Here is a 22,652-nt window from a genome sequence, read left to right as displayed (position 1 = left end):
TTACTGCGCCTGCACGCGCAACTCTGCTGCGCTACGACTACGGTGACCCAGCAGTGCTTTTACATCACTGGACTTCGGTTTAACCAGCGCAAATTTCGTGGCGAAGGTTGACCAGTTCGCCAGAATCTCTTCACCACGCTGGGAACCGGTATGCTGAACATGCTCGGTGATAAGACCACGCAGATGCTCTTCATGGATCGCCAGGGAGTCAACGCTTAAGACCTCGACCAGTTCCGGGTTAACGCGTTTGCGGAAATCGCCGCTTTCATCGAGAACGTAAGCGAAGCCGCCGGTCATGCCCGCGCCGAAGTTAACGCCGGTTTTACCCAGAATACAGACAATACCGCCCGTCATATATTCACACCCGTTGTCGCCAATACCTTCAACCACGGTAATCGCACCGGAGTTACGCACGCCGAAACGTTCACCCGCGCGGCCTGCGGCATACAGACGACCACCGGTCGCGCCATACAGGCAGGTGTTGCCGATAATACTTGCTTCATGGCTGCGGAAGGCTGAGCCAACCGGAGGGCGAATGGCGATTAAGCCGCCCGCCATGCCTTTACCGACATAGTCGTTGGCATCACCGGTCAGGTACAGTTCCACGCCGCCCGCGTTCCACACACCGAAGCTCTGGCCTGCGGTGCCGTTGAAGTACGCTTTAATCGGATCGGCTGCCAGCCCCTGATCGCCGTGCGTCTGGGCGATATAGCCCGAAAGCGATGCACCCACGGAACGGTCGGTGTTGCGAATATCGAACCAGAAGGTTTTGCTCTGACGCTCATCGACAAACGGTTTCGCCTGTTGCAGCAACTGCGCGTTTAGCAGGCCATTATCAAACGGCGGGTTGTTTTCGGTGCAGTAGAGCGCCTTACCTGGATGCGGCTCGGCAGTCTCCAGCAGCTTCGACAGCGCCAGTTTCTGCTGTTTGGCGGTGAAACCGTCCAGCTCTTTGAGCAGGTCGGTACGGCCAATCAGATCCACCAGGCGCGTTACGCCCAGTTGCGCCATCAGCTCGCGGGTTTCACGGGCGATAAATTCAAAGTAGTTGGTCACTTTGAACGGCAAGCCGTGATAGTGGTTCTTACGCAGTTTGTCATCCTGAGTTGCTACACCGGTGGCGCAGTTGTTCAGGTGGCAGATTCGCAGGTATTTACAGCCGAGCGCCACCATCGGGCCAGTGCCGAAGCCGAAGCTTTCTGCGCCGAGAATCGCCGCTTTGATGATATCGACACCTGTTTTCAGGCCGCCATCGACCTGCAAACGGATCTTATGACGCAAGCCGTTGGCAACCAGCGCCTGTTGTGTTTCAACAAGCCCCAGTTCCCACGGGCAGCCTGCGTATTTCACCGATGAAAGCGGACTTGCGCCGGTGCCGCCGTCATAGCCTGCGATGGTGATCAAGTCCGCATAAGCTTTCGCCACGCCAGTCGCGATGGTGCCAACGCCCGGTTCAGAAACCAGCTTCACGGAGATCATCGCTTTCGGGTTAACCTGCTTGAGGTCGAAAATGAGCTGCGCTAAGTCCTCGATAGAGTAGATATCATGGTGCGGCGGCGGAGAGATCAGCGTCACTCCGGGCACCGAATAGCGCAGTTTGGCGATGTAAGGAGTGACTTTATCGCCCGGCAACTGACCGCCTTCGCCCGGTTTCGCGCCCTGGGCGACTTTAATCTGAATGACGTCAGCATTGACCAGGTACGCCGGAGTAACGCCGAAGCGACCAGAAGCCACCTGCTTGATGCGCGACACTTTGTTAGTGCCGTAGCGCGCCGGATCTTCACCACCTTCACCGGAGTTCGAGTTACCGCCGATGCTATTCATCGCTTCCGCCAGCGCCTCGTGGGCTTCCGGGCTTAACGCGCCGATAGACATCGCAGCGGTATCGAAGCGTTTAAACAGTTCGCTTGCCGGTTCAACATCGGCAATGTTGACTGCGTTTTCACCCGGCGTAATTGCCAGCAGATCGCGCAGCGTGGTTGCCGGACGCTCATTAACCAGCTTCGCGTATTCCTGATAGTCGCTGTACTCGCCGCTTTGTACCGCCTGTTGCAGTGTGCGCACGACGTCCGGGTTGTAGGCGTGGTATTCGCCACCGTGCACGTATTTCAGCAAGCCGCCCTGGCTGATGGGCTTACGCGCCAGCCAGGCACGTTTCGACAGATTCAGCAGATCCTGCTGGAAGTCTTCAAAGCTTGCCCCACCAATGCGGCTAACCGCGCCCTGGAAGCACAGGCCCACTACATCATCGTGCAGACCGACCGCTTCAAACAGTTTCGAGCAGCGGTAAGACGCGATGGTGGAGATGCCCATTTTGGACATGATTTTGTACAAGCCTTTGTTGATGCCGTTACGGTAGTTGAGCATCACGGTACGATAATCTTTGGCAATCGCGTGGGTGTCTACCAGGCGGCCCAGCGTTTCATAGGCCAGGTACGGATAAATAGCCGTCGCGCCGAAGCCCAGCAACACGGCGAAGTGGTGCGGGTCGCGGGCGCTGGCGGTTTCGACGATGATATTGGCATCGCAACGCAGGCTTTGATCGACCAGACGAGTCTGGATCGCGCCAACCGCCATCGGAGCCGGAACCGGCAGGCGATCTTTAGCGATATTCCGGTCAGAAAGCACCAGCAGCACGGTGCCGCTACGCACCATCTGCTCTGCTTTGTCGCACAGCTCTTTGACCGTCGCTTCGAGCGTGGTTTTAGTGACGTCAAAGGTGATATCCAGCGTATTTGCGCGGTAGTGCTCCTCTTTCATCGTCGTGAGCTGTTTGAAATCGGAGTAGAGCAGAATCGGCGATTTAAAGCTTAAACGGTGCGCCTGGCCTTCTGCTTCACAGAAGACGTTCATTTCACGCCCGATGCTGGTGGCGAGCGACATAACATGCGCTTCACGTAGCGGGTCGATTGGCGGGTTAGTGACCTGCGCAAACTGCTGGCGGAAGTAGTCGTAAATAATGCGCGGCTGGCTGGAGAGCACGGCGAATGGGGTATCATCGCCCATCGAACCGACGGCTTCCTGACCGTTTTCACCCAGTACGCGAATTACGGAGTCCAGCTCTTCCGCGCTGTAGTTAAACTGTTTCTGGTAGCTGGCAAGTGTGTCGTCGTCCAGTTCGCGGCTACCCACTTCTTCATCGGGCAGATCTTCAAACGGTACCAGACGGCGGACGTTTTTCTCCATCCACTCTTTATATGGATGGCGGCTTTTCAGATCGTCATCGGTTTCTGCCGAGTGCAGAATACGCCCACTGCGGGTGTCGATAACCATTAGTTCGCCTGGCCCCACGCGGCCTTTTTCGACTACTTCGTCAGGCTGATAATCCCAGATACCGACTTCAGAGGCGCAGGTGATGAGCTTATCTTTGGTGATGACGTAGCGCGCCGGACGCAGACCGTTACGGTCGAGGTTACAGGCAGCAAAACGACCATCGGACATTACGATGCCCGCCGGGCCATCCCACGGCTCCATATGCATGGAGTTAAAGTCGAAGAACGCGCGCAGCTCCGGGTCCATATCCGGGTTGTTCTGCCAGGCGGGTGGCACTAACAGACGCATGGCGCGGATGATATCCATCCCGCCCGCCAGCAGCAGTTCCAGCATGTTATCCATGGAACTGGAGTCAGAGCCGGTTTCGTTGACGAACGGCGCGGCGTCGTGCAGGTCAGGGATCAGCGGTGTCTGGAATTTATAGGTACGCGCTCGCGCCCATTGGCGGTTACCGGTGATGGTGTTGATTTCACCGTTATGCGCCAGGTAGCGGAACGGCTGCGCCAGCGGCCAGCGCGGTACGGTATTAGTGGAGAAGCGCTGGTGGAACAGGCAGATGGCCGATTCCAGACGCAGGTCCGCGAGGTCCAGGTAGAAGCGCGGCAGATCCGCCGGCATACACAGACCTTTATAGATGTTCACCAGATTCGACAGGCTACAGACGTAGAAGTCTTTGTCAGCTTCGAGACGCTTTTCAATACGGCGGCGGGCGATAAACAGACGGCGCTCCATATCGCGCGGACGCCAACCTGCCGGGGCGTTCACAAAAATTTGCTCAATGCGTGGCAGAGAGGAGAGGGCGATTTCACCCAGCACGCCTTCGTTAGTGGGGACATCACGCCAGCCGACAATCGACAACGTTTCGCGTTGCAGCTCTTCTTCAACGATGCGGCGTGCGGTCGCGGCGAGTTCAGGATCTTTATTCAGGAAAAGCATCCCGACGGCGTAGTTTTTCGCTAAACGCCAGCCTCGCTCCTGCGCAACAATGCGAAAAAAGCGATCCGGTTTTTGTAACAGCAAGCCGCAACCGTCACCGGTTTTACCATCGGCGAGAATCGCGCCACGGTGCTGCATGCGGGCCAGTGCGTGTATTGCAGTACGCACTACCTTGTGGCTAGGTTCGCCTTCTATGTGGGCGATCAGGCCGAAACCACAGTTATCCCTCTCAAGGGATTTATCGTACAACATATCGTGAACCTCCCCCAGGCTCTGCGGGAACCCCACTTCCGAACCGCTGCGCACGGGCACAGAAAGAGCGTGGCGACGGGGTTTGCGTTTCATACGCGCGCCTCGCATTCGCCCCCTTGTTGTCCTTTTCGCATCGATTAATACGGTGAAGAGGGGATCTCAATTACTGCATAAATATGATGAGCAGGCTGCTCATCCAGAAAGCTTCCAGCGGATTTCCAACTTATCGGGAAAGCTGATACAGGTCAAATGGCAAGCTTATTGGTACAGAAATGTGCTTTAGCGCAAAATTCTTTACTAATTTATTGAAATTAAAAAGGATTTGTTAATTAAGTTGAAAAGAGGCGTCGTTAGGGAAGCAGTCAATTCCTGACTGTCATAAAGGCGTGTTAACCCTTATCCTGCCTTGAACTGACGAGAAAGGCAGTATTTTATACTGCATTAATTGGTAATGACGTTTCATGCTACTGTTTTTGCCTAAAATCCATAAGGAGATAAAAAAATCTGACACAAGATAAGCAAAAGTGATTTATGTGATTATGCATGAAATTTCGGTAATTTTGATTTATTATGCAATTGATAAAAGCAGGCTGGGACGATTGATCCAGGTCATCGCCGAATTGAGCTAAAAATGGCAGGCTTTGGCCTCTTTTCAAGGCGCGGTCTATCAGATTATGCAGTTACAGAAATTAGTCAATATGTTTGGTGGTGATCTCACCCGTCGTTATGGGCAAAAGGTGCATAAGCTGACGCTGCACGGCGGTTTTAGCTGCCCTAACCGTGACGGTACCATCGGGCGTGGTGGCTGCACATTCTGTAATGTTGCCTCGTTTGCCGATGAAGCGCAGCAGCATCATTCCATTGCCGAGCAACTGGCGCACCAGGCGAATTTAGTTAACCGCGCTAAACGCTATCTGGCCTACTTTCAGGCGTATACCAGCACCTTTGCGGAAGTTCAGGTGCTGCGTTCTATGTATCAGCAGGCGGTGAGCCAGGCCAATATTGTCGGTTTGTGTGTTGGTACCCGCCCGGACTGCGTGCCGGATGCGGTGCTGGATCTGCTTTGCGAATATAAGGACCAGGGCTACGAAGTGTGGCTGGAGCTGGGGCTACAAACCGCCCACGACAAAACGCTGCATCGCATCAATCGCGGTCATAATTTTGCCTGCTATCAGCGCACGACGCAGCTGGCGCGTGAGCGCGGGCTGAAGGTGTGTTCTCACTTAATTGTCGGCCTGCCTGGCGAAGGGCAGACTGAATGTTTGCAAACGCTGGAGCGAGTGGTTGAAACCGGCGTGGACGGCATAAAGCTGCATCCGCTACATATAGTAAAAGGCAGCATTATGGCGAAAGCCTGGGAAGCGGGGCGTTTGAACGGTATTGAACTGTACGATTACACGCTCACTGCCGGAGAAATGATTCGCCATACGCCACCGGAAGTGATCTACCACCGCATTTCCGCCAGCGCCCGTCGCCCAACGTTGCTTGCTCCGCTGTGGTGCGAAAATCGATGGACGGGAATGGTCGAGCTGGATCGCTATCTGAATGAACATGGCGTACAGGGATCGGCGCTGGGACGTCCGTGGCTACCTCCAACGGCGTAGGCCATTGAGGGGAATTCCGCATTTCTCACACAATTTATAACGTAACTGTCAGAATTGGGTATTATTGGGGCAGGTTGTCGTGAAGGAATTCCCTAATGAAGCAAATTCGTCTGCTGGCGCAGTATTATGTTGACCTGATGATGAAGTTAGGTCTGGTGCGCTTCTCAATGTTGCTGGCGCTGGCCCTCGTCGTTCTTGCCATTGTGGTACAAATGGCAGTGACCATGGTGCTGCATGGTCAGGTCGAAAGCATTGATGTTATTCGTTCTATCTTCTTTGGTCTGCTGATTACGCCGTGGGCGGTCTACTTTCTATCGGTGGTCGTCGAGCAACTGGAGGAGTCACGACAACGTCTGTCACGGCTGGTGCAAAAACTGGAGGAGATGCGCGAGCGCGATTTGAGCCTCAACGTTCAGTTAAAAGATAATATTGCCCAGCTAAATCAGGAAATTGCCGTTCGTGAAAAAGCAGAAGCCGAACTGCAGGAAACCTTTGAACAACTGAAAATTGAAATTAAAGAGCGCGAAGAGACACAAATTCAGCTCGAGCAGCAATCCTCATTCTTACGTTCCTTCCTTGATGCTTCACCCGACCTGGTTTTTTATCGTAACGAAGATAAAGAGTTTTCCGGCTGTAACCGCGCGATGGAGCTGCTGACCGGAAAAAGCGAAAAACAACTGGTTCACCTGAAACCTGCTGATGTTTACTCACCGGAAGCCGCTGCGAAAGTCATTGAAACCGATGAAAAAGTGTTCCGTCATAATGTGTCACTGACCTATGAGCAGTGGCTGGATTATCCCGACGGACGCAAAGCCTGCTTTGAAATCCGTAAAGTGCCGTACTACGACCGCGTGGGTAAACGTCACGGTTTGATGGGCTTTGGTCGCGACATTACCGAGCGTAAGCGGTATCAGGATGCACTTGAACGCGCCAGCCGCGACAAAACGACGTTTATTTCCACCATCAGTCACGAATTGCGTACACCGCTGAACGGTATCGTCGGCCTGAGCCGCATTCTGCTGGATACCGAACTCACCGCCGAGCAGGAAAAATATCTCAAAACCATCCATGTTTCTGCCGTCACGCTGGGGAATATCTTCAACGATATTATCGACATGGATAAGATGGAACGGCGCAAGGTCCAGCTTGATAATCAGCCGGTTGATTTCACCAGCTTCCTTGCCGATCTGGAAAATCTCTCCGCATTGCAGGCGCAACAGAAAGGATTGCGCTTTAATCTGGAGCCGACGCTGCCATTACCGCATCAGGTCATTACCGACGGGACGCGTTTACGGCAGATCCTGTGGAATCTCATCAGTAACGCCGTCAAATTCACCCAGCAAGGCCAGGTTACCGTGCGCGTGCGCTACGATGAAGGCGATATGCTGCATTTTGAAGTGGAAGACTCTGGTATCGGCATTCCGCAGGATGAGCTGGATAAAATCTTCGCCATGTATTACCAGGTGAAAGACAGTCACGGCGGTAAGCCCGCCACTGGCACCGGTATTGGTCTGGCCGTTTCTCGTCGTCTGGCGAAAAATATGGGCGGCGATATTACGGTTACCAGCGAACAGGGCAAAGGTTCCACCTTTACGTTGACGATCCACGCACCGTCGGTAGCAGAAGAGGTTGATGATGCGTTTGATGAAGACGATATGCCTTTACCGGCGCTGAATGTGCTGCTGGTGGAAGACATTGAACTGAACGTGATTGTCGCACGCTCTGTGCTGGAAAAATTAGGTAACAGCGTTGATGTCGCCATGACCGGCAAGACGGCGCTGGAGATGTTTAAACCGGGCGAATACGACCTGGTGTTGCTGGATATTCAGTTGCCAGATATGACCGGGCTGGATATCTCTCGTGAACTGACGAAGCGTTATCCGCGCGAGGATTTACCACCGCTGGTAGCCTTAACCGCTAACGTACTGAAAGACAAACAAGAGTACCTCAATGCTGGAATGGATGATGTGCTGAGTAAGCCGCTTTCTGTTCCGGCGCTAACCGCGATGATCAAGAAATTCTGGGATACCCAGGATGATGAGGAGAGCACGGTGACGACAGAAGAGAACAGCAAATCTGAAGCATTACTCGATATTCCCATGCTGGAACAATATCTCGAACTTGTAGGACCGAAGCTGATTACCGACGGGTTAGCGGTGTTTGAGAAGATGATGCCGGGCTATGTGAGTGTACTGGAGTCGAACCTGACGGCGCAGGATAAAAAAGGCATCGTCGAGGAAGGGCATAAAATTAAAGGCGCGGCGGGTTCAGTGGGGTTACGCCATCTGCAACAGCTGGGTCAGCAAATTCAGTCTCCTGACCTTCCTGCGTGGGAAGATAACGTCGGTGAATGGATTGAAGAGATGAAAGAAGAGTGGCGTCACGACGTAGACGTGTTGAAAGCGTGGGTGGCAAAAGCCACAAAAAAATGACCCCGGCTAGACCGGGGTGCGCGAATACTGCGCCAACACCAGGGAAATCTTGGCTGCGCCGTAAATTTTTATGATGAGTTACAAGGGCACAGCACTTTTTTTCAGGCCGCACGCAGTTAAGATAGCAAAACTTAAATGATTTGTTACATGAATCAGTTAAATGTGTGATGCGTAGCATTTTTATTAAAAAAATTAATGTGTTTCAGTCAATTGCGAAAGGATGATCACAATGAAGAAAATTGGCGTAATTCTGAGCGGATGCGGCGTCTATGACGGTTCTGAAATTCATGAAGCGGTGTTGACGTTGTTAGCTATTTCACGCAGCGGTGCGCAGGCGGTCTGCTTTGCACCGGATAAGCAGCAGGTTGATGTTATCAACCATTTAACTGGCGAAGCGATGACGGAAACGCGCAATGTGCTGATTGAAGCGGCACGAATAACGCGCGGTGAAATCCGTCCTCTGGCTCAGGCCGATGCCGCTGAACTGGATGCGTTGATTGTGCCGGGGGGGTTTGGCGCGGCGAAGAATTTAAGCAATTTTGCCAGTCTTGGTAGCGAATGCACCGTTGACCGTGAATTAAAGGCGCTGGCACAAGCGATGCATCAGGCCGGAAAACCGCTTGGTTTTATGTGTATTGCCCCGGCGATGCTGCCGAAAATTTTCGATTTCCCGCTGCGTTTGACCATTGGTACTGATATCGATACCGCAGAAGTGCTGGAAGAGATGGGCGCGGAGCATGTGCCGTGTCCTGTCGATGATATCGTGGTTGATGAAGACAATAAGATTGTCACCACCCCGGCATATATGCTGGCGCAGAACATTGCAGAAGCGGCGAGCGGCATTGATAAGCTGGTTTCCCGCGTGCTGGTTCTGACTGAATGAGTAAAAGCCGCTTAACGGTGTTTAGTTTCGTTCGCCGTTTTCTTCTACGGTTAATGGTTGTCCTCGCCATTTTCTGGGGCGGGGGCATCGCGTTGTTTAGCGTTGCGCCTGTTCCTTTCTCAGCGGTAATGGCCGAGCGACAAGTCAGCGCCTGGCTGAATGGCAATTTTCGTTACGTGGCACATTCTGACTGGGTCAGTATGGATCAAATCTCGCCGTGGATGGGACTGGCGGTGATTGCCGCAGAAGATCAGAAGTTTCCTGAGCACTGGGGCTTTGATGTCGCTTCCATTGAGCAAGCCCTGGCGCACAACGAGCGCAATGAAAACCGTATTCGCGGTGCTTCAACGATTTCTCAGCAGACAGCCAAAAATCTCTTTTTATGGGATGGGCGTAGCTGGGTTCGAAAAGGGCTGGAAGCTGGATTAACGCTGGGGATAGAAACAGTCTGGAGCAAAAAGCGTATCCTGACGGTTTATCTGAATATCGCCGAATTTGGCGACGGTGTGTTTGGCGTCGAAGCTGCGGCACAACGTTATTTCCACAAACCCGCGAGCAAACTTACCCGGTCGGAAGCTGCGTTACTGGCTGCCGTATTACCTAATCCACTGCGTTTCAAAGTCTCCGCGCCATCGGGCTATGTGCGTAGCCGTCAGGCGTGGATTTTACGGCAGATGTATCAGTTAGGCGGTGAGTCGTTTATGCAACAACACCAGCTGAATTAAGCTTCGCGCGAAGTGAGGGCCAGCGTTTTGCTCTCACGTGGTTGCAGATCTTTCTGTAGGGCAATAGCCAGTGCCGGCTGGGCGATAAACCGTTTCCATAACCGCTCTTGCTTTCGCTGACAACACCACTTTGACCAGGTCGCCAGTGGAATCAACGTGCTTTCACCAATGTTGTCGCAGACGACGGGGATAACCTCTGACTCACTGATGCGGTGACAGAGGATATTCTGCGGCTTCAACGACATCGTCACGATATGGTTATCCTGCAAATAACGTTTCAGCTGTTTCAGTAACTGGCGCAGCTGTGCAACGTCTTCTTCGTAACGGCATTGTTCTGCAAATTCGGTCAGCGTAACGGAGGGCTTACCGTCGAAATCGGCAATCACATCGTAGACATAACCCGTTCCGCAATCCGTCTCCACGGTACCGTGATAGCGCGGTATTCCACTCCAGTCTTTTAACCGGCGACCAAGATGCGCGTAATACTTTAACTCACGGCGGATCTCTTTATCACCACCATCACCACGGTGGTAGACAATCTTGATACAGCGTTGGGCATCTTCCGGATGCGCATAACATTTCCGATGTCTTCCGGTGCCCAGGGGATTTTTTTCAGATAAGCGAATCATACCATCTCCTGGAAATATTTTCTGACGATCTCCAGTATGGTCGAATAACTTAAACAAAACCTAAACAATGCCTCTTAAGGTTTTCTTAAGGTTCTTCTGAAAGTGAAAAGCGCACAAAATGTACAATTTCCGTCATTAATAACGATTTCAGTACGCGCTTTTTTTATTGTCGGGGGGAGCTTGAAGGGATTTGTATGTCAAAGTGATGAAAATTAATCTTCATCAAAACCAGAGTTAAAGAGAGCGATAACGGCGGCCAGTGCTTCCTCTTCCTGTGGACCGGTCGCTTCGACTTCAATCTGCCGTCCTTTGGCAGAATCCAGCATCAGCAGCGCAATAACGCTGTTGGCTTCAGCTTCAGTGCCTTCATCGTTACGTAACAGCACTTCAGCGTCAAAACCCTGCATTAATTCAAACAGCTTCATTGCAGGCCGGGCATGCATGCCCAGCTTGTTTGTGATTTCAACAGTTTGCTTGACGGTCATGGTTTACGTTTTTCCAGCGTACGATGGCGTGACTGGACGTTTTTACCGCGTGAACGGAAGTAGTCTGCCAACTGCTCTGCAATATACACCGAACGGTGCTTCCCGCCAGTACAACCAATGGCGACCGTCAGGTAGCTACGGTTGTTGGTTTCCAGCATAGGTAACCATAGCTCAAGATAGCTTCGCGTCTGGTAAATAAAATTGTGTACTTCTGTGTGGCGGTCGAGGAACGCGGCGACAGGCTTATCAAGACCTGTCATCGGACGCAGTTTTGGATCCCAGTGCGGGTTCGGCAAGAAGCGCACGTCAAAGACGTAATCTGCATCGATAGGGATACCGTGTTTGAAGCCGAAAGACTCAAAGACCATGGTCAGTTCGCGTTCACGTTTACCCAGTAAACGGGTACGCAACATTTCTGCCAGCTCGTGAACGGACATTTCTGAGGTATCGACAATCAGATCCGCTCGCGAACGCAGTGGTTCCAGTAGATCGCTTTCTTTGTCGATAGCACTTTCCAGCGACAGGTTTTTGCTGGAAAGCGGATGCAGGCGGCGCGTGTCACTGTAACGACGAATTAAGGTATTACGGTCGGCATCCAGGAACAGGAGTTGCGGTGAGAAAGCGTCAGGTAGGTTACTCATCGCCTGTTCGAATATTTCTGGTGACTCCGGCATATTACGAACATCAATGCTGACGGCGGCAGAAATCTCGCGATCGGCCAGAGTTCGAGCCAGATCGGGTAACAACACTACGGGGAGGTTATCCACGCAGTAAAAACCCATATCTTCCAGCGCACGAAGGGCGACAGATTTACCTGAACCTGAACGTCCGCTGACGATCATCAGTACCATGTACTGTTTCTCCTCACAACGTCTAAAAGAGACATTACCGAATAACTACGCTTCATCCGGAGTACCTTCGGTATCCGTAATGATTTGATACAGCTCTTCATCGCTCTGGGCTGCGCGTAAACGGCGGCAGATGGTTTTATCCGCCAGACGTTTCGCCACCAGCGACAGAGTATGCAGGTGCGTTTTGGTTTGGTCAGCCGGAACCAGCAACGCAAACAGTAAATCTACTGGTTGGTTGTCAATGGCATCGAAAGCTATGGGCGTTTCGAGCTGAACGAAAACGCCAACGGCGCGCAGAGTATCTTCTTCCAGTTTGCCATGCGGAATGGCTATACCATTGCCGATACCGGTACTGCCCATTTTTTCCCGCGTCAGGATAGCTTCAAAAACCACCTGAGGCGGCAGGCTAAGTTGTTTCGCCGCCAGCTCGCTGATGATTTCCAGGGCGCGTTTTTTGCTCTGACAGTGGACGCGGCTTCGCGTACATTCCCTGTTAAGAACAGTGCTAAGCTGTAGAGTTGTATCATTATTTGTCATAATTTCACCTAAGAACCTGCTCACTCAAACGGTGGAACAGGTTCGGAGCATTAACTGTACAAATGGCCCGTTGTGCCGCACAACAGGCCGCCATGCACATGCTAATTGCCCGGACAATTAGTGTTGTTTCAGTTTATCTTTATGTTTGGTCAACTGGCGTGCCAGCTTATCAATTAAGCCATCAATGGCAGCGTACATGTCCTGACCTTCCGCGCTGGCATGAATTTCACCACCGTTTACATGCAGTGTTGCATCTGAGGTATGGGTGACTTTCTCCACTTTCAGAACAACATAGACCTGGTTGATTCGGTCAAAATATTGCTCAAGTTTGGCAAATTTAGCAGTAACAAATTCGCGCAGTGCCTCGGTGATCTCGACGTTATTTCCGGTAATGTTGAGCTGCATAGTGTCTTCCTTATCGGTTGGGTCAAACGAGCTGTTTACGCTGGTTTGACGGCGGAATGGATAAAGACTCTCGGTACTTCGCAACAGTGCGGCGTGCCACCATGATACCTTGTTCTGACAGCAAAGAGGTTAACTTGCTGTCGCTTAGCGGTTTCGCTGGGTTTTCCGCCGCGATTAATTTCTTCACCAGCGCACGAATTGCCGTTGAGGAAGCTTCGCCGCCGCCCTCGGTATTGACGTGACTGGAAAAGAAATACTTCAGTTCAAAAATGCCTCGTGGACTATGCAGGTATTTTTGCGTGGTCACGCGAGATATCGTCGATTCATGCATTTCGACAGCCTGGGCGATATCGGCCAGTACCATCGGTTTCATATATTCTTCGCCTTGCTCAAAGAAGGCTTGCTGCTGTTCAACGATACAGCGACTCACGCGTAGTAGCGTATCGTTACGGCTTTCCAGACTCTTGATCAACCATTTGGCATCCTGCAGATTGCTGCGGATAAACTGGCTGTCACCGTCGTTGCGCGCGTTATTGCACATCGAAGCGTAGTGTTGGTTAATTTGCAGACGCGGAATGCTGTCGCTGTTGAGTTCTACCGTCCAGTGACCGTTATGCTTACGCACCAGTACATCTGGAATAACATACTCCGGTTCACCAGTCTGGATCGACTGTCCGGGGCGTGGATCGAGCGACTGGATCAGATTGACGGCTTCTTTCAGCACATCTTCTTTCAGTCGCGTGACGCGCATTAAGGTGCGGAAGTCGTGATTGGCTAACAGATCGAGATGATCGCTAATGATCAGTCTCGCCTCTTCCAGCCACGGCGTAGTTTTGTCGAATTGGGAGAGTTGGATCAGCAGGCAGTCACGCAGATCTTTCGCCGCTACGCCGACCGGATCAAACCGTTGGATCCGCTTCAGGACGGCTTCAACTTCATCGATGTCGATTTCTTCATCGCCCATACTTTCGAGAATATCTTCCAGCGGAACAGTCAGATAACCGGTGTCATCAACGGCATCGACGATAGAGGTAGCAATAGCGCGGTCTGTGTCGGAAAACGGTGTCAGCTCGACTTGCCACATCAGGTAATCTTGCAAGGTCTGCGTTGTTTCGCCCTGATAGACCGGCAGCTCGTCGTCAATGTAGTCACCGCTGGTGCCGGAGGGTGTACCAGCGGTGTAAATGGTGTCCCAACTGGCATCGAGCGGCAGCTCTTCCGGCATCTCTTTTTGTTCGAGTGCGTCGGCGGTGTCCAGTGTTTCACTGTCTTGCGTTTCGCGGGTGTCGATTTCTTCATGAGTGTCGATTTGCTCAAGCAGCGGATTACTCTCCAGCGCCTGCTGTAGCTCCTGCTGAAGTTCCAGCGTCGACAACTGCAACAGACGAATAGCCTGTTGGAGCTGTGGCGTCATCGCCAGTTGTTGGCTAAGCCTGAGTTGCAAACCTTGCTTCATGTTCAGAATCGTACTCTCCTGATAAAACGTCGCAAACTTCTACCCTATCAGAGTCTGAAGTCTTCCCCAAGGTATACACGCTTAACATGTTCGTCTTGTAAGATTTCTGTAGGCGTGCCGTGGGCGATCAAATGCCCCTGACTGACGATATAAGCGCGTTCACAAACCGCCAGCGTTTCACGCACGTTATGGTCGGTGATCAGCACGCCCAGGCCGCTGTCGCGCAAGTGCTCAATGATGCGTTTGATGTCGATAACCGAGATCGGGTCAACCCCGGCAAACGGTTCATCAAGCAGAATAAATTTCGGATTCGCAGCCAGTGCACGGGCAATTTCTACACGGCGACGTTCACCCCCGGAGAGTGACTGCCCCATGCTGTCACGCAGGTGTTCGATGTGAAACTCTTCCATCAGCTCGTTCGCGCGGTCTTCACGTTGTTCAGCAGACAAGTCGTCACGAATTTGCAGTACCGCCATCAGGTTATCGTAAACGCTGAGGCGACGAAAAATGGAGGCTTCCTGCGGCAGATAGCCGATACCGCGGCGCGCGCGCGCATGCAGAGGCAGCAGACTGATATCGTCATCATCAATAATGATATTGCCCGCATCGCGCGGCACAATGCCAACAACCATGTAGAAAGTGGTGGTCTTACCGGCACCGTTTGGCCCCAGCAGACCGACAATTTCCCCGGAGTTGACGGTCAGGCTAACGTCTTCTACCACGCGGCGGCCTTTATAGGCTTTTGCAAGGTTCTTTGCAGTTAATGTTGCCATAACGAATTAATTACCCTTCTTCTGTGCCGGGGTCTGGCCTTTGTTGTTTTTGTCCTGCAGCTGCGACGGCACCAGAACGGTGGTTACGCGCTTGCCTTTGTCGCTGAACGCCTGCATTTTCTGCTCTTTCACCAGGTAAGTGATCTTATCACCCTTAATGTTGCTATCGACCTGCTGCAGATAAGCATTACCCGTCAGAACGACAAAATCTTTTGCCAGTTCGTAGTGCATCTGGGAAGCGTGACCTTCAACGGGTTTACCGTTGTCCTGCATCTGGTAGAACGTTGCCGGTTTACCGTAGCCGTCAATCACTTCTTTACCTTGTTCGCCGCCCGGACGGGTAACGACCACTTTGTCGGCATTAATTTTGATGGTGCCTTGGGTGACGATGACATTACCGGTAAAGGTAACCACGTTGCCTTGCATATCAAGAGATTGCTGGTCCGATTCAATGTGGATCGGCTGATCAGTGTCTCCGGTTACGGCAAATGCCGGAATGCTGGCGGCCAGAAGTGAGCTGGCAAGCACAAGATTAAGGCTGAGTTTGTTTGTTTTGAATTTCATAGGATGTTCTAACCTTTTCAATCAGCTCGGCGTTCTTGCTGCGTAAGTTGCCGCGCATTTTCAGACCGCTGGAGTTAAATGTTGTTCCGTATAACGTGACAAGGTCTTCAGAGGTAACATCCTGCGTCACCAGATTGATCTGCGCGTTATCCGTCGTGATTCTGCGAAGTTGAGAGTCCGGCACGAGTGCGTTGACTTCAACGTGTCCATATAAATAGAGCATCCGGTCATTGGTCAGCTTGGCTTTATCTGCTTTTACGGACCATGTCGGGATTTTATCCTTATCAAACGTGGTAAGTACCGGCTGCGTAAACCACGAAACGGCCTGATCGGAATAATATTCAACGTGTTGAGCAATCAATCGATAGCTTAGTGCCCCTTCTGGGTTATAGACGAGCGTGTCCGTATGCTCGCTTTTATAGGTGGGATCATTGTTGTTGACGACCACCTGGGCGGTATCGTCTTTTTCGGCCATATTAATGCCGATCATCACCAGAACCGCCAGTGATAGCACAATGATAACCCAACGTCTGGCTTTACTCATATCGATTGCCCTTTGGCTTCATCCAGTTTGCCCTGCGCCAGGAGTAATAAGTCGCAAACTTCTCGCACTGCGCCACGACCGCCAGCAATGCGCGTTACGTAATCGGCGCGCGGGATCAACAGTGGATGCGCATCGGCCACGGCGACGCCTAAACCCACTTTTTCCATTACCGGCCAGTCGATGAGATCATCGCCGACATAAGCCACATTTTCCGGGGCAATCGCCAGTTTTTCCAGCAGATCGCTAAAGGCGATCAGTTTGTTTGACTGCCCCTGATACAAGTGAGTGATCCCCAATGTGGCACAACGATCTTCTACCAGTTTAGCCTTTCGCCCGGTAATGATAGCGACTTCAATATCAGAGGTGAGCGCACAACGAATGCCATAACCGTCACGAACGTTGAACGCTTTCAGCTCTTCCCCGTTATTACCCATATAAATCAGGCCATCTGACAGTACGCCATCAACGTCGAGGATCAGCAGACGAATGTTCTCTGCTTTTGCCATAACGTCGGCGCTGACAGGGCCGTAACAGGTCGCAAGCGACGCACCTGCTTTGCTCATTGTTGTTTATCCTTGAATCTTTACACTACGCCTGCACGCAGTAAATCATGCATATGTAACACACCGAGTAAATGGTCGCCATCGGCAACCATCACGGAGGTGATATGGCGGGACTGCATTAAGTTCAGTGCCTCAACGGCCAGAATGCCAGGGCGTACACGTATTCCCCCCGGCGTCATCACATCGGCAATACTTAACTGACGAACATCCACACCCATATCGAAGACACGGCGTAAATCACCGTCGGTAAAGATGCCTTCAATCATCATATTGTCATCGCAAATGACCGTCATACCAAGATTTTTGCGGGTAACTTCCAGCAACGCGTCGCGCAGGCTGGCCGTTTTCTTAACATGCGGGATCTCATCGCCCGTATGCATAATATCGTTTACGCGCAGCAGAAGTTTACGACCCAGTGCGCCGCCGGGGTGTGAGAGCGCAAAATCTTCAGCAGTAAAGCCGCGTGCTTTTAACAGCGCGACAGCGAGCGCATCGCCCATAACCAGCGTGGCGGTCGTGCTGCTGGTCGGTGCCAGCCCTAACGGACAGGCTTCTTTCGCTACTTTAACACACAGATGCACATCTGCGGCGCGCGCCATGCTGCTCTCCGGGCGACCGGTGATGCAGATTAACGGCACGTGAAGACGCTTAAGCACTGGAATTAAGGCCGTGATTTCGCTGGATTCACCGGAGTTAGAGATAGCAATCACCACGTCCTGCGGGGTGACCATACCCAAATCACCATGAGCAGCTTCACCTGGATGGACGAAAAATGAAGGTGTACCAGTGCTGGCAAACGTTGCCGCCATTTTGCGCCCAATATGCCCCGATTTCCCCATCCCCATGACGACAACTTTCCCTTTACACCAGAACATCTTTTCACAGGCAAGCGTGAAATTCTGATTGATGTATTGATCAAGCTCCGCCAGGCAGTCACGTTCAATCGCCAGGACTTCTTTACCTGCTTGCTGAAAGTCAAAACCCGGTTGTAACTCTACGTGCGACATAATGCGTTTCCAGTTATTCAACGAGTATTGGCGATAACCAGTACAACATCGCCAGCCATACGATAAATCCGCCAGTTAATAATACCCCTACACCACGGCCCGGTTGCGGGGAGCGCCGCCAGCACAGCAACGCAAAAATAATGCTCACCAACAACATCACGCTGTAGTCACGGCTGTACGCCAGTGGATCAATCTCTCCAGGCGTTATCAGCGCGGGTAAACCCAACACGATGACAATATTAAAAATGTTTGCGCCAATGATATTCCCGACAGCAATGTCGTTTTCACCTTTGCGAACCCCCGCGATTGCGGTTGCCAGCTCTGGCAGACTGGTTCCGATAGCGATTGCCGTCAGACCCATCGTCAACTCGCTGATGGCAAAGTAATTCGCCAGCACCGTGGCGTTATCAACCACCATCCGCGTGGCCACTGGCATGATGATCAGCGCAATGCCGAGCCATAAAAACGCGACGGGCAATCCGCCTTCACGCGGCAGCTCTGCAAGCTGCTCTCTGGTCAGGCTGTCAGTCCCCTGACGTTCAGCCAGACGTGCAAGTTTAACAATGAACAGCAGCCATAGCACAGCCAGAAAGAGGAGAAAGATACCATCGCTGCGACTAAGTTGTCCGTCATAGAGTACGGAACCGGCCACCACACTGACCAACAACATTAAGGGTAATTCGCGGCGCAGAACATCGGAATGGACGGTAAAAGGACGTACCAGCGCAGCCAGACCGAGGATCAGCAAAATATTGATAATGTTTGATCCGAGGGCTACACCAACGGCTAAATCGCGTTGTTCGTGCAGTGATGCGGCAAGCGAAACGATGATTTCTGGTAACGATGTGCCAATACTGACCACCGTCATGCCGATGATCAGTGGCGGTATGCCAAAGGATCGGCAAAGAATGGACGCGGCAAATACCAGGCGGTCGGCACTGTAAACGACCAAAAGTAAACCAACAATTAACAGTGCCGTAGCTAAAAGCATCTAACGTCCTTTCTTCAGGTATACTCGCCGGTCCGCTGAAGATTTTCAGAAAGCCGTAACGGATTCTTAATTTTGACTTTATGCGGCTAAAAAGTAAAACAAATGCCAGCTTTCGCTAACCACGGCGGGTAATATTCTGTAAATATGTTGGGTTCAAGGTTAAATTGAGCGCCATGCTTAGAAAATCAACGCAAGACGAAGGGTGAATTATGGAGCAGTCTGTGGCGAATTTAGTCGATATGCGCGATGTCAGTTTTACGCGTGGCAATCGCTGCATCTTCGATAATATTTCCCTGACCGTGCCGCGAGGGAAGATCACGGCGATCATGGGACCATCGGGCATCGGTAAAACGACGCTACTCCGTCTGATTGGCGGGCAAATCGCACCAGATCATGGTGAGATCCTTTTTGATGGTGAGAATATTCCGGCGATGTCTCGTTCGCGACTGTATACAGTGCGCAAACGGATGAGCATGTTATTTCAGTCCGGGGCGTTGTTCACTGATATGAACGTATTTGACAACGTCGCCTATCCACTGCGCGAACATACCCAACTTCCCGCACCTTTATTGCATAGCACAGTGATGATGAAGCTGGAGGCCGTGGGGCTGCGCGGAGCGGCTAAACTGATGCCTTCTGAACTTTCCGGAGGGATGGCGCGGCGTGCAGCGCTGGCGCGAGCAATTGCGCTGGAGCCGGATCTCATCATGTTTGATGAACCCTTTGTTGGGCAAGATCCCATCACCATGGGCGTACTGGTGAAGCTGATTTCTGAGCTGAACAGCGCGCTGGGCGTGACTTGTGTGGTGGTTTCTCACGATGTGCCGGAAGTGTTAAGTATTGCGGATCACGCCTGGATCCTGGCGGACAAAAAAATTGTCGCTCATGGCAGTGCTCAGGCGTTGCAGGCGAATCCTGATCCGCGCGTACGTCAGTTTCTGGACGGGATAGCTGACGGGCCTGTTCCGTTCCGCTATCCTGCCGGCGATTATCACGCTGATCTTTTACCAGGGAGTTAAGCCACTCATGCTGTTAAATGCGCTGGCGTCGCTCGGACATAAAGGGATTAAAACCCTGAGAACGTTCGGGCGGGCCGGGTTAATGTTATTCAATGCGCTGGTCGGCAAACCGGAATTTCGCAAACATGCGCCACTGCTGGTACGTCAGCTCTATAATGTTGGCGTCCTGTCGATGCTGATTATTGTGGTTTCTGGCGTGTTCATCGGAATGGTGCTGGGGCTGCAAGGTTATCTGGTTCTGACCACTTATAGTGCGGAAACCAGTCTGGGTATGCTGGTGGCGTTATCACTACTGCGTGAACTGGGGCCGGTGGTTGCCGCGTTGTTGTTTGCCGGACGTGCCGGTTCGGCGTTAACCGCAGAAATTGGCCTGATGCGCGCCACAGAGCAACTCTCCAGTATGGAGATGATGGCGGTGGATCCGTTGCGTCGGGTTATTTCTCCCCGTTTCTGGGCTGGGGTTATTTCATTGCCACTGTTGACGGTTATCTTCGTCGCCGTGGGGATCTGGGGCGGATCTCTGGTCGGCGTCAGTTGGAAAGGCATTGATAGCGGGTTCTTCTGGTCGGCAATGCAAAATGCCGTCGACTGGCGTATGGATCTGGTCAACTGTCTGATTAAGAGCGTGGTGTTCGCCATCACGGTGACGTGGATTTCGTTGTTTAACGGCTACGACGCCATCCCGACGTCTGCCGGGATTAGCCGGGCAACCACTCGCACCGTTGTCCACTCGTCTCTGGCTGTTCTGGGGCTGGATTTTGTGCTGACCGCATTGATGTTTGGGAATTGAGTTCATGCAAACGAAAAAAAATGAAATTTGGGTGGGTATCTTTTTATTAGCAGCACTGCTGGCGGCGCTGTTTGTTTGCCTGAAGGCGGCGAACGTGACGTCCATGCGTACTGAACCAACCTACACGCTTTATGCGACGTTCGATAACATTGGCGGCCTGAAAGCGCGCTCTCCGGTCAGCATTGGTGGCGTTGTTGTGGGCCGGGTGGCGGATATTACGCTGGACCCGAAAACTTATCTGCCACGCGTAACGCTGGAAATTGAACAACGTTATAACCACATTCCTGATACCAGTTCGCTGAGCATCCGTACTTCCGGCCTGCTGGGGGAACAATATCTGGCATTAAACGTCGGTTTTGAAGACCCGGAACTGGGGACTGCTATCCTGAAGGATGGCGATACAATCCAGGACACTAAGTCTGCGATGGTGCTGGAAGATCTCATTGGTCAGTTCCTTTACGGTAGTAAAGGCGATGACAATAAGAATAGTGGCGATGCGCCAGCTGCTGCGCCAGGTAATAATGAAACCACTGAACCTGTGGGTACAACGAAATAATTTCAGGAGAACCGACGCATGTTTAAACGTTTAATGATGGTCGCTTTGCTGGTGATTGCACCGCTGAGTGCGGCAACCGCGGCAGACCAGACCAATCCGTATAAGCTGATGGACGAGGCGGCGCAGAAAACGTTCGATCGCCTGAAGAATGAGCAACCGCAAATTCGGGCCAACCCGGATTATCTGCGTACCATTGTTGATCAGGAACTGCTGCCATATGTACAGGTGAAATATGCCGGGGCTCTGGTTCTGGGCCAGTATTACAAGAGTGCGACTCCCGCCCAGCGTGATGCTTACTTTGCCGCTTTCCGTGAGTATCTGAAGCAGGCTTACGGTCAGGCATTGGCGATGTATCATGGTCAGACTTATCAGATCGCGCCAGAACAACCTCTGGGTGATAAAACCATTGTGCCTATTCGCGTGACCATTATTGACCCGAATGGCCGCCCGCCGGTGCGTCTGGACTTCCAATGGCGTAAAAACTCCCAGACGGGCAACTGGCAGGCTTACGACATGATTGCAGAGGGTGTCAGCATGATCACCACCAAACAAAATGAGTGGGGGACGCTGCTGCGTACCAAAGGTATCGACGGCCTGACTGCGCAACTGAAATCGATTTCTCAACAGAAAATCACTCTGGAAGAGAAAAAGTAATGAGCGAGTCACTGAGCTGGATGCAGACGGGTGACACGCTGGCGTTATCCGGAGAGCTGGATCAGGACGTTCTGCTACCGCTTTGGGAAATGCGTGAGGAGGCGGTGAAGGGGATTACCTGCATCGATCTTAGCCGTGTATCCCGCGTTGATACAGGTGGACTGGCGCTGCTGCTCCATCTTATCGATCTGGCGAAAAAGCAGGGCAACAATGTGACGCTTCAGGGGGTAAACGACAAAGTGTATACCCTGGCGAAATTGTATAATTTGCCTGCTGATGTTCTGCCTCGTTAAATTTTTTCAGGCCGGATAAGGCGTTAACCGCCTGTCCGGCAAACCTGCCTGCAAGTTGAGCCTTGTCTGATTTATCAGCGAGGCTTTTTGCTTATTTATGCCAGCGCAACTTTGCTCTAAGATGTTTCGCTGGTTTATTAACTGATGATTGAAGATCCCATGGAAAATAATGAAATTCAGAGCGTGTTGATGAACGCTCTCTCCCTCCAGGAAGTCCACGTTTCCGGCGATGGCAGCCACTTTCAGGTTATTGCCGTGGGTGAGTTGTTTGACGGCATGAGTCGGGTTAAAAAACAGCAGACGGTCTATGGTCCGCTGATGGAATATATTGCGGATAACCGCATTCATGCTGTGTCGATCAAAGCGTATACCCCTGCGGAGTGGGCGCGCGATCGCAAACTGAACGGCTTTTGAGCTATGGGCGATTCGC

At 52.1% G+C, this 22,652-nt stretch carries 23 protein-coding genes; 10 read left to right on the top strand and 13 right to left on the bottom strand.

Annotated features, from left to right (window positions below):
- The gene (gltB, locus tag BGE37_RS02380; RefSeq protein WP_032185238.1) at positions 1-4,461 is read right to left on the bottom strand and encodes a glutamate synthase large subunit; all 4,461 of its coding nucleotides are present in this window, start codon (positions 4,459-4,461) and stop codon (positions 1-3) included.
- 674 nt (positions 4,462-5,135) lie between these two features.
- Between gltB and BGE37_RS02365 the strand changes: the two genes are divergently transcribed.
- From BGE37_RS02365 to mtgA, 4 genes are all read left to right on the top strand, one after another.
- Complete coding sequence (locus BGE37_RS02365; protein ID WP_032185237.1) at positions 5,136-6,065, top strand: TIGR01212 family radical SAM protein; 930 nt, start codon at positions 5,136-5,138, stop codon at positions 6,063-6,065.
- Positions 6,066-6,160: 95 nt separating this feature from the next.
- Positions 6,161-8,497: an aerobic respiration two-component sensor histidine kinase ArcB gene (arcB, locus tag BGE37_RS02360; protein WP_032185198.1), complete on the top strand. Its 2,337-nt coding sequence runs from the start codon at positions 6,161-6,163 to the stop codon at positions 8,495-8,497.
- A 229-nt stretch (positions 8,498-8,726) separates the two neighbouring features.
- Positions 8,727-9,380: an isoprenoid biosynthesis glyoxalase ElbB gene (gene elbB / locus BGE37_RS02355; protein WP_001352908.1), complete on the top strand. Its 654-nt coding sequence runs from the start codon at positions 8,727-8,729 to the stop codon at positions 9,378-9,380.
- Entirely contained in the window at positions 9,377-10,105 is a 729-nt protein-coding gene (gene mtgA, locus BGE37_RS02350) for a monofunctional biosynthetic peptidoglycan transglycosylase (RefSeq protein WP_032185197.1), read from the top strand. The genes elbB and mtgA overlap by 4 nt, the downstream gene beginning before the upstream one ends.
- Here mtgA and yrbL read toward each other — a convergent pair.
- The 12 genes from yrbL to BGE37_RS02290 form a co-directional block, all read right to left on the bottom strand.
- Positions 10,102-10,734, bottom strand: coding sequence for a PhoP regulatory network protein YrbL (gene yrbL, locus BGE37_RS02345; RefSeq protein ID WP_032185196.1), 633 nt, complete (start codon positions 10,732-10,734; stop codon positions 10,102-10,104). The two genes, mtgA and yrbL, sit on opposite strands and share 4 nt — an antisense overlap.
- Positions 10,735-10,946: 212 nt before the next feature.
- Positions 10,947-11,219 (bottom strand): PTS phosphocarrier protein NPr, encoded by a 273-nt coding sequence (gene npr / locus BGE37_RS02340; RefSeq protein WP_000216791.1) that lies wholly within the window; start codon positions 11,217-11,219, stop codon positions 10,947-10,949.
- Positions 11,216-12,070 (bottom strand): RNase adapter RapZ, encoded by an 855-nt coding sequence (gene rapZ / locus BGE37_RS02335; RefSeq protein ID WP_000243741.1) that lies wholly within the window; start codon positions 12,068-12,070, stop codon positions 11,216-11,218. The genes npr and rapZ overlap by 4 nt, the downstream gene beginning before the upstream one ends.
- Before the next feature lie 45 nt (positions 12,071-12,115).
- Positions 12,116-12,607, bottom strand: coding sequence for a PTS IIA-like nitrogen regulatory protein PtsN (gene ptsN / locus BGE37_RS02330; RefSeq protein ID WP_000183679.1), 492 nt, complete (start codon positions 12,605-12,607; stop codon positions 12,116-12,118).
- Positions 12,608-12,724: 117 nt separating this feature from the next.
- Entirely contained in the window at positions 12,725-13,012 is a 288-nt protein-coding gene (gene hpf, locus BGE37_RS02325; protein ID WP_001176599.1) for a ribosome hibernation promoting factor, read from the bottom strand.
- Positions 13,013-13,034: 22 nt separating this feature from the next.
- On the bottom strand, positions 13,035-14,468 hold the full coding sequence (rpoN, locus tag BGE37_RS02320) for an RNA polymerase factor sigma-54 (RefSeq protein ID WP_000809051.1): 1,434 nt from the start codon (positions 14,466-14,468) through the stop codon (positions 13,035-13,037).
- A gap of 47 nt (positions 14,469-14,515) precedes the next feature.
- Complete coding sequence (gene lptB / locus BGE37_RS02315; RefSeq protein WP_000224099.1) at positions 14,516-15,241, bottom strand: LPS export ABC transporter ATP-binding protein; 726 nt, start codon at positions 15,239-15,241, stop codon at positions 14,516-14,518.
- Positions 15,242-15,247: 6 nt separating this feature from the next.
- A complete protein-coding gene (gene lptA / locus BGE37_RS02310; RefSeq protein WP_000669785.1) occupies positions 15,248-15,805 on the bottom strand; it encodes a lipopolysaccharide ABC transporter substrate-binding protein LptA in 558 nt (185 codons plus the stop codon).
- Complete coding sequence (lptC, locus tag BGE37_RS02305) at positions 15,774-16,349, bottom strand: LPS export ABC transporter periplasmic protein LptC (protein ID WP_000030537.1); 576 nt, start codon at positions 16,347-16,349, stop codon at positions 15,774-15,776. The genes lptA and lptC overlap by 32 nt, the downstream gene beginning before the upstream one ends.
- A complete protein-coding gene (gene kdsC / locus BGE37_RS02300; protein ID WP_032185195.1) occupies positions 16,346-16,912 on the bottom strand; it encodes a 3-deoxy-manno-octulosonate-8-phosphatase KdsC in 567 nt (188 codons plus the stop codon). Before kdsC ends, lptC begins: the two co-directional genes overlap by 4 nt.
- A 20-nt stretch (positions 16,913-16,932) precedes the next feature.
- Positions 16,933-17,919, bottom strand: a complete 987-nt coding sequence (gene kdsD, locus BGE37_RS02295; protein ID WP_001352909.1) for an arabinose-5-phosphate isomerase KdsD — start codon at positions 17,917-17,919, stop codon at positions 16,933-16,935.
- Positions 17,920-17,932: 13 nt separating this feature from the next.
- Positions 17,933-18,910, bottom strand: coding sequence for a calcium/sodium antiporter (locus BGE37_RS02290; protein ID WP_032185194.1), 978 nt, complete (start codon positions 18,908-18,910; stop codon positions 17,933-17,935).
- A gap of 209 nt (positions 18,911-19,119) precedes the next feature.
- On the opposite strand from BGE37_RS02290, the gene mlaF reads away from it, so the two are divergent.
- The 6 genes from mlaF (at position 19,120) to ibaG (ending at position 22,636) form a co-directional block, all read left to right on the top strand.
- Positions 19,120-19,929 carry a phospholipid ABC transporter ATP-binding protein MlaF gene (mlaF, locus tag BGE37_RS02285; protein WP_000438245.1) on the top strand — a complete coding sequence of 270 codons (810 nt, stop codon included), beginning with the start codon at positions 19,120-19,122 and terminating at the stop codon, positions 19,927-19,929.
- A 7-nt stretch (positions 19,930-19,936) separates the two neighbouring features.
- Positions 19,937-20,719: a lipid asymmetry maintenance ABC transporter permease subunit MlaE gene (mlaE, locus tag BGE37_RS02280; protein ID WP_000925795.1), complete on the top strand. Its 783-nt coding sequence runs from the start codon at positions 19,937-19,939 to the stop codon at positions 20,717-20,719.
- Positions 20,720-20,723: 4 nt separating this feature from the next.
- The gene (mlaD, locus tag BGE37_RS02275; RefSeq protein ID WP_032185236.1) at positions 20,724-21,275 is read left to right on the top strand and encodes an outer membrane lipid asymmetry maintenance protein MlaD; all 552 of its coding nucleotides are present in this window, start codon (positions 20,724-20,726) and stop codon (positions 21,273-21,275) included.
- Between the two features lie 18 nt (positions 21,276-21,293).
- Positions 21,294-21,929, top strand: coding sequence for a phospholipid-binding protein MlaC (mlaC, locus tag BGE37_RS02270; protein ID WP_000476484.1), 636 nt, complete (start codon positions 21,294-21,296; stop codon positions 21,927-21,929).
- On the top strand, positions 21,929-22,222 hold the full coding sequence (gene mlaB, locus BGE37_RS02265) for a lipid asymmetry maintenance protein MlaB (RefSeq protein WP_000004488.1): 294 nt from the start codon (positions 21,929-21,931) through the stop codon (positions 22,220-22,222). The genes mlaC and mlaB overlap by 1 nt, the downstream gene beginning before the upstream one ends.
- Before the next feature lie 159 nt (positions 22,223-22,381).
- Positions 22,382-22,636: a BolA family iron metabolism protein IbaG gene (gene ibaG / locus BGE37_RS02260; RefSeq protein WP_000429656.1), complete on the top strand. Its 255-nt coding sequence runs from the start codon at positions 22,382-22,384 to the stop codon at positions 22,634-22,636.
- Positions 22,637-22,652 lie beyond the last annotated feature (16 nt).

This window comes from Escherichia sp. MOD1-EC6300, from assembly GCF_002965045.1.
GTDB classification, from domain to species: domain Bacteria; phylum Pseudomonadota; class Gammaproteobacteria; order Enterobacterales; family Enterobacteriaceae; genus Escherichia; species Escherichia coli_F.
Note: the sequence above shows the minus strand (reverse complement) of the source record. Positions and strands in the feature narration are given on the sequence as shown.

Excerpts from the sequence above, each read along its gene's own strand:
- kdsC (WP_032185195.1), bottom strand. The coding sequence starts at position 16,912 with ATGAGCAAAGCAGGTGCGTCGCTTGCGACCTGTTACGGCCCTGTCAGC.
- rpoN (WP_000809051.1), bottom strand. The coding sequence starts at position 14,468 with ATGAAGCAAGGTTTGCAACTCAGGCTTAGCCAACAACTGGCGATGACG.
- mlaD (WP_032185236.1), top strand. The coding sequence starts at position 20,724 with ATGCAAACGAAAAAAAATGAAATTTGGGTGGGTATCTTTTTATTAGCA.
- ibaG (WP_000429656.1), top strand. The coding sequence starts at position 22,382 with ATGGAAAATAATGAAATTCAGAGCGTGTTGATGAACGCTCTCTCCCTC.
- mlaE (WP_000925795.1), top strand. The coding sequence starts at position 19,937 with ATGCTGTTAAATGCGCTGGCGTCGCTCGGACATAAAGGGATTAAAACC.
- hpf (WP_001176599.1), bottom strand. The coding sequence starts at position 13,012 with ATGCAGCTCAACATTACCGGAAATAACGTCGAGATCACCGAGGCACTG.
- yrbL (WP_032185196.1), bottom strand. The coding sequence starts at position 10,734 with ATGATTCGCTTATCTGAAAAAAATCCCCTGGGCACCGGAAGACATCGG.
- elbB (WP_001352908.1), top strand. The coding sequence starts at position 8,727 with ATGAAGAAAATTGGCGTAATTCTGAGCGGATGCGGCGTCTATGACGGT.
- lptC (WP_000030537.1), bottom strand. The coding sequence starts at position 16,349 with ATGAGTAAAGCCAGACGTTGGGTTATCATTGTGCTATCACTGGCGGTT.
- mlaB (WP_000004488.1), top strand. The coding sequence starts at position 21,929 with ATGAGCGAGTCACTGAGCTGGATGCAGACGGGTGACACGCTGGCGTTA.
- npr (WP_000216791.1), bottom strand. The coding sequence starts at position 11,219 with ATGACCGTCAAGCAAACTGTTGAAATCACAAACAAGCTGGGCATGCAT.
- rapZ (WP_000243741.1), bottom strand. The coding sequence starts at position 12,070 with ATGGTACTGATGATCGTCAGCGGACGTTCAGGTTCAGGTAAATCTGTC.
- mlaC (WP_000476484.1), top strand. The coding sequence starts at position 21,294 with ATGTTTAAACGTTTAATGATGGTCGCTTTGCTGGTGATTGCACCGCTG.
- mlaF (WP_000438245.1), top strand. The coding sequence starts at position 19,120 with ATGGAGCAGTCTGTGGCGAATTTAGTCGATATGCGCGATGTCAGTTTT.
- lptA (WP_000669785.1), bottom strand. The coding sequence starts at position 15,805 with ATGAAATTCAAAACAAACAAACTCAGCCTTAATCTTGTGCTTGCCAGC.
- arcB (WP_032185198.1), top strand. The coding sequence starts at position 6,161 with ATGAAGCAAATTCGTCTGCTGGCGCAGTATTATGTTGACCTGATGATG.
- mtgA (WP_032185197.1), top strand. The coding sequence starts at position 9,377 with ATGAGTAAAAGCCGCTTAACGGTGTTTAGTTTCGTTCGCCGTTTTCTT.
- lptB (WP_000224099.1), bottom strand. The coding sequence starts at position 15,241 with ATGGCAACATTAACTGCAAAGAACCTTGCAAAAGCCTATAAAGGCCGC.
- kdsD (WP_001352909.1), bottom strand. The coding sequence starts at position 17,919 with ATGTCGCACGTAGAGTTACAACCGGGTTTTGACTTTCAGCAAGCAGGT.
- ptsN (WP_000183679.1), bottom strand. The coding sequence starts at position 12,607 with ATGACAAATAATGATACAACTCTACAGCTTAGCACTGTTCTTAACAGG.
- BGE37_RS02365 (WP_032185237.1), top strand. The coding sequence starts at position 5,136 with ATGCAGTTACAGAAATTAGTCAATATGTTTGGTGGTGATCTCACCCGT.
- BGE37_RS02290 (WP_032185194.1), bottom strand. The coding sequence starts at position 18,910 with ATGCTTTTAGCTACGGCACTGTTAATTGTTGGTTTACTTTTGGTCGTT.
- gltB (WP_032185238.1), bottom strand. The coding sequence starts at position 4,461 with ATGTTGTACGATAAATCCCTTGAGAGGGATAACTGTGGTTTCGGCCTG.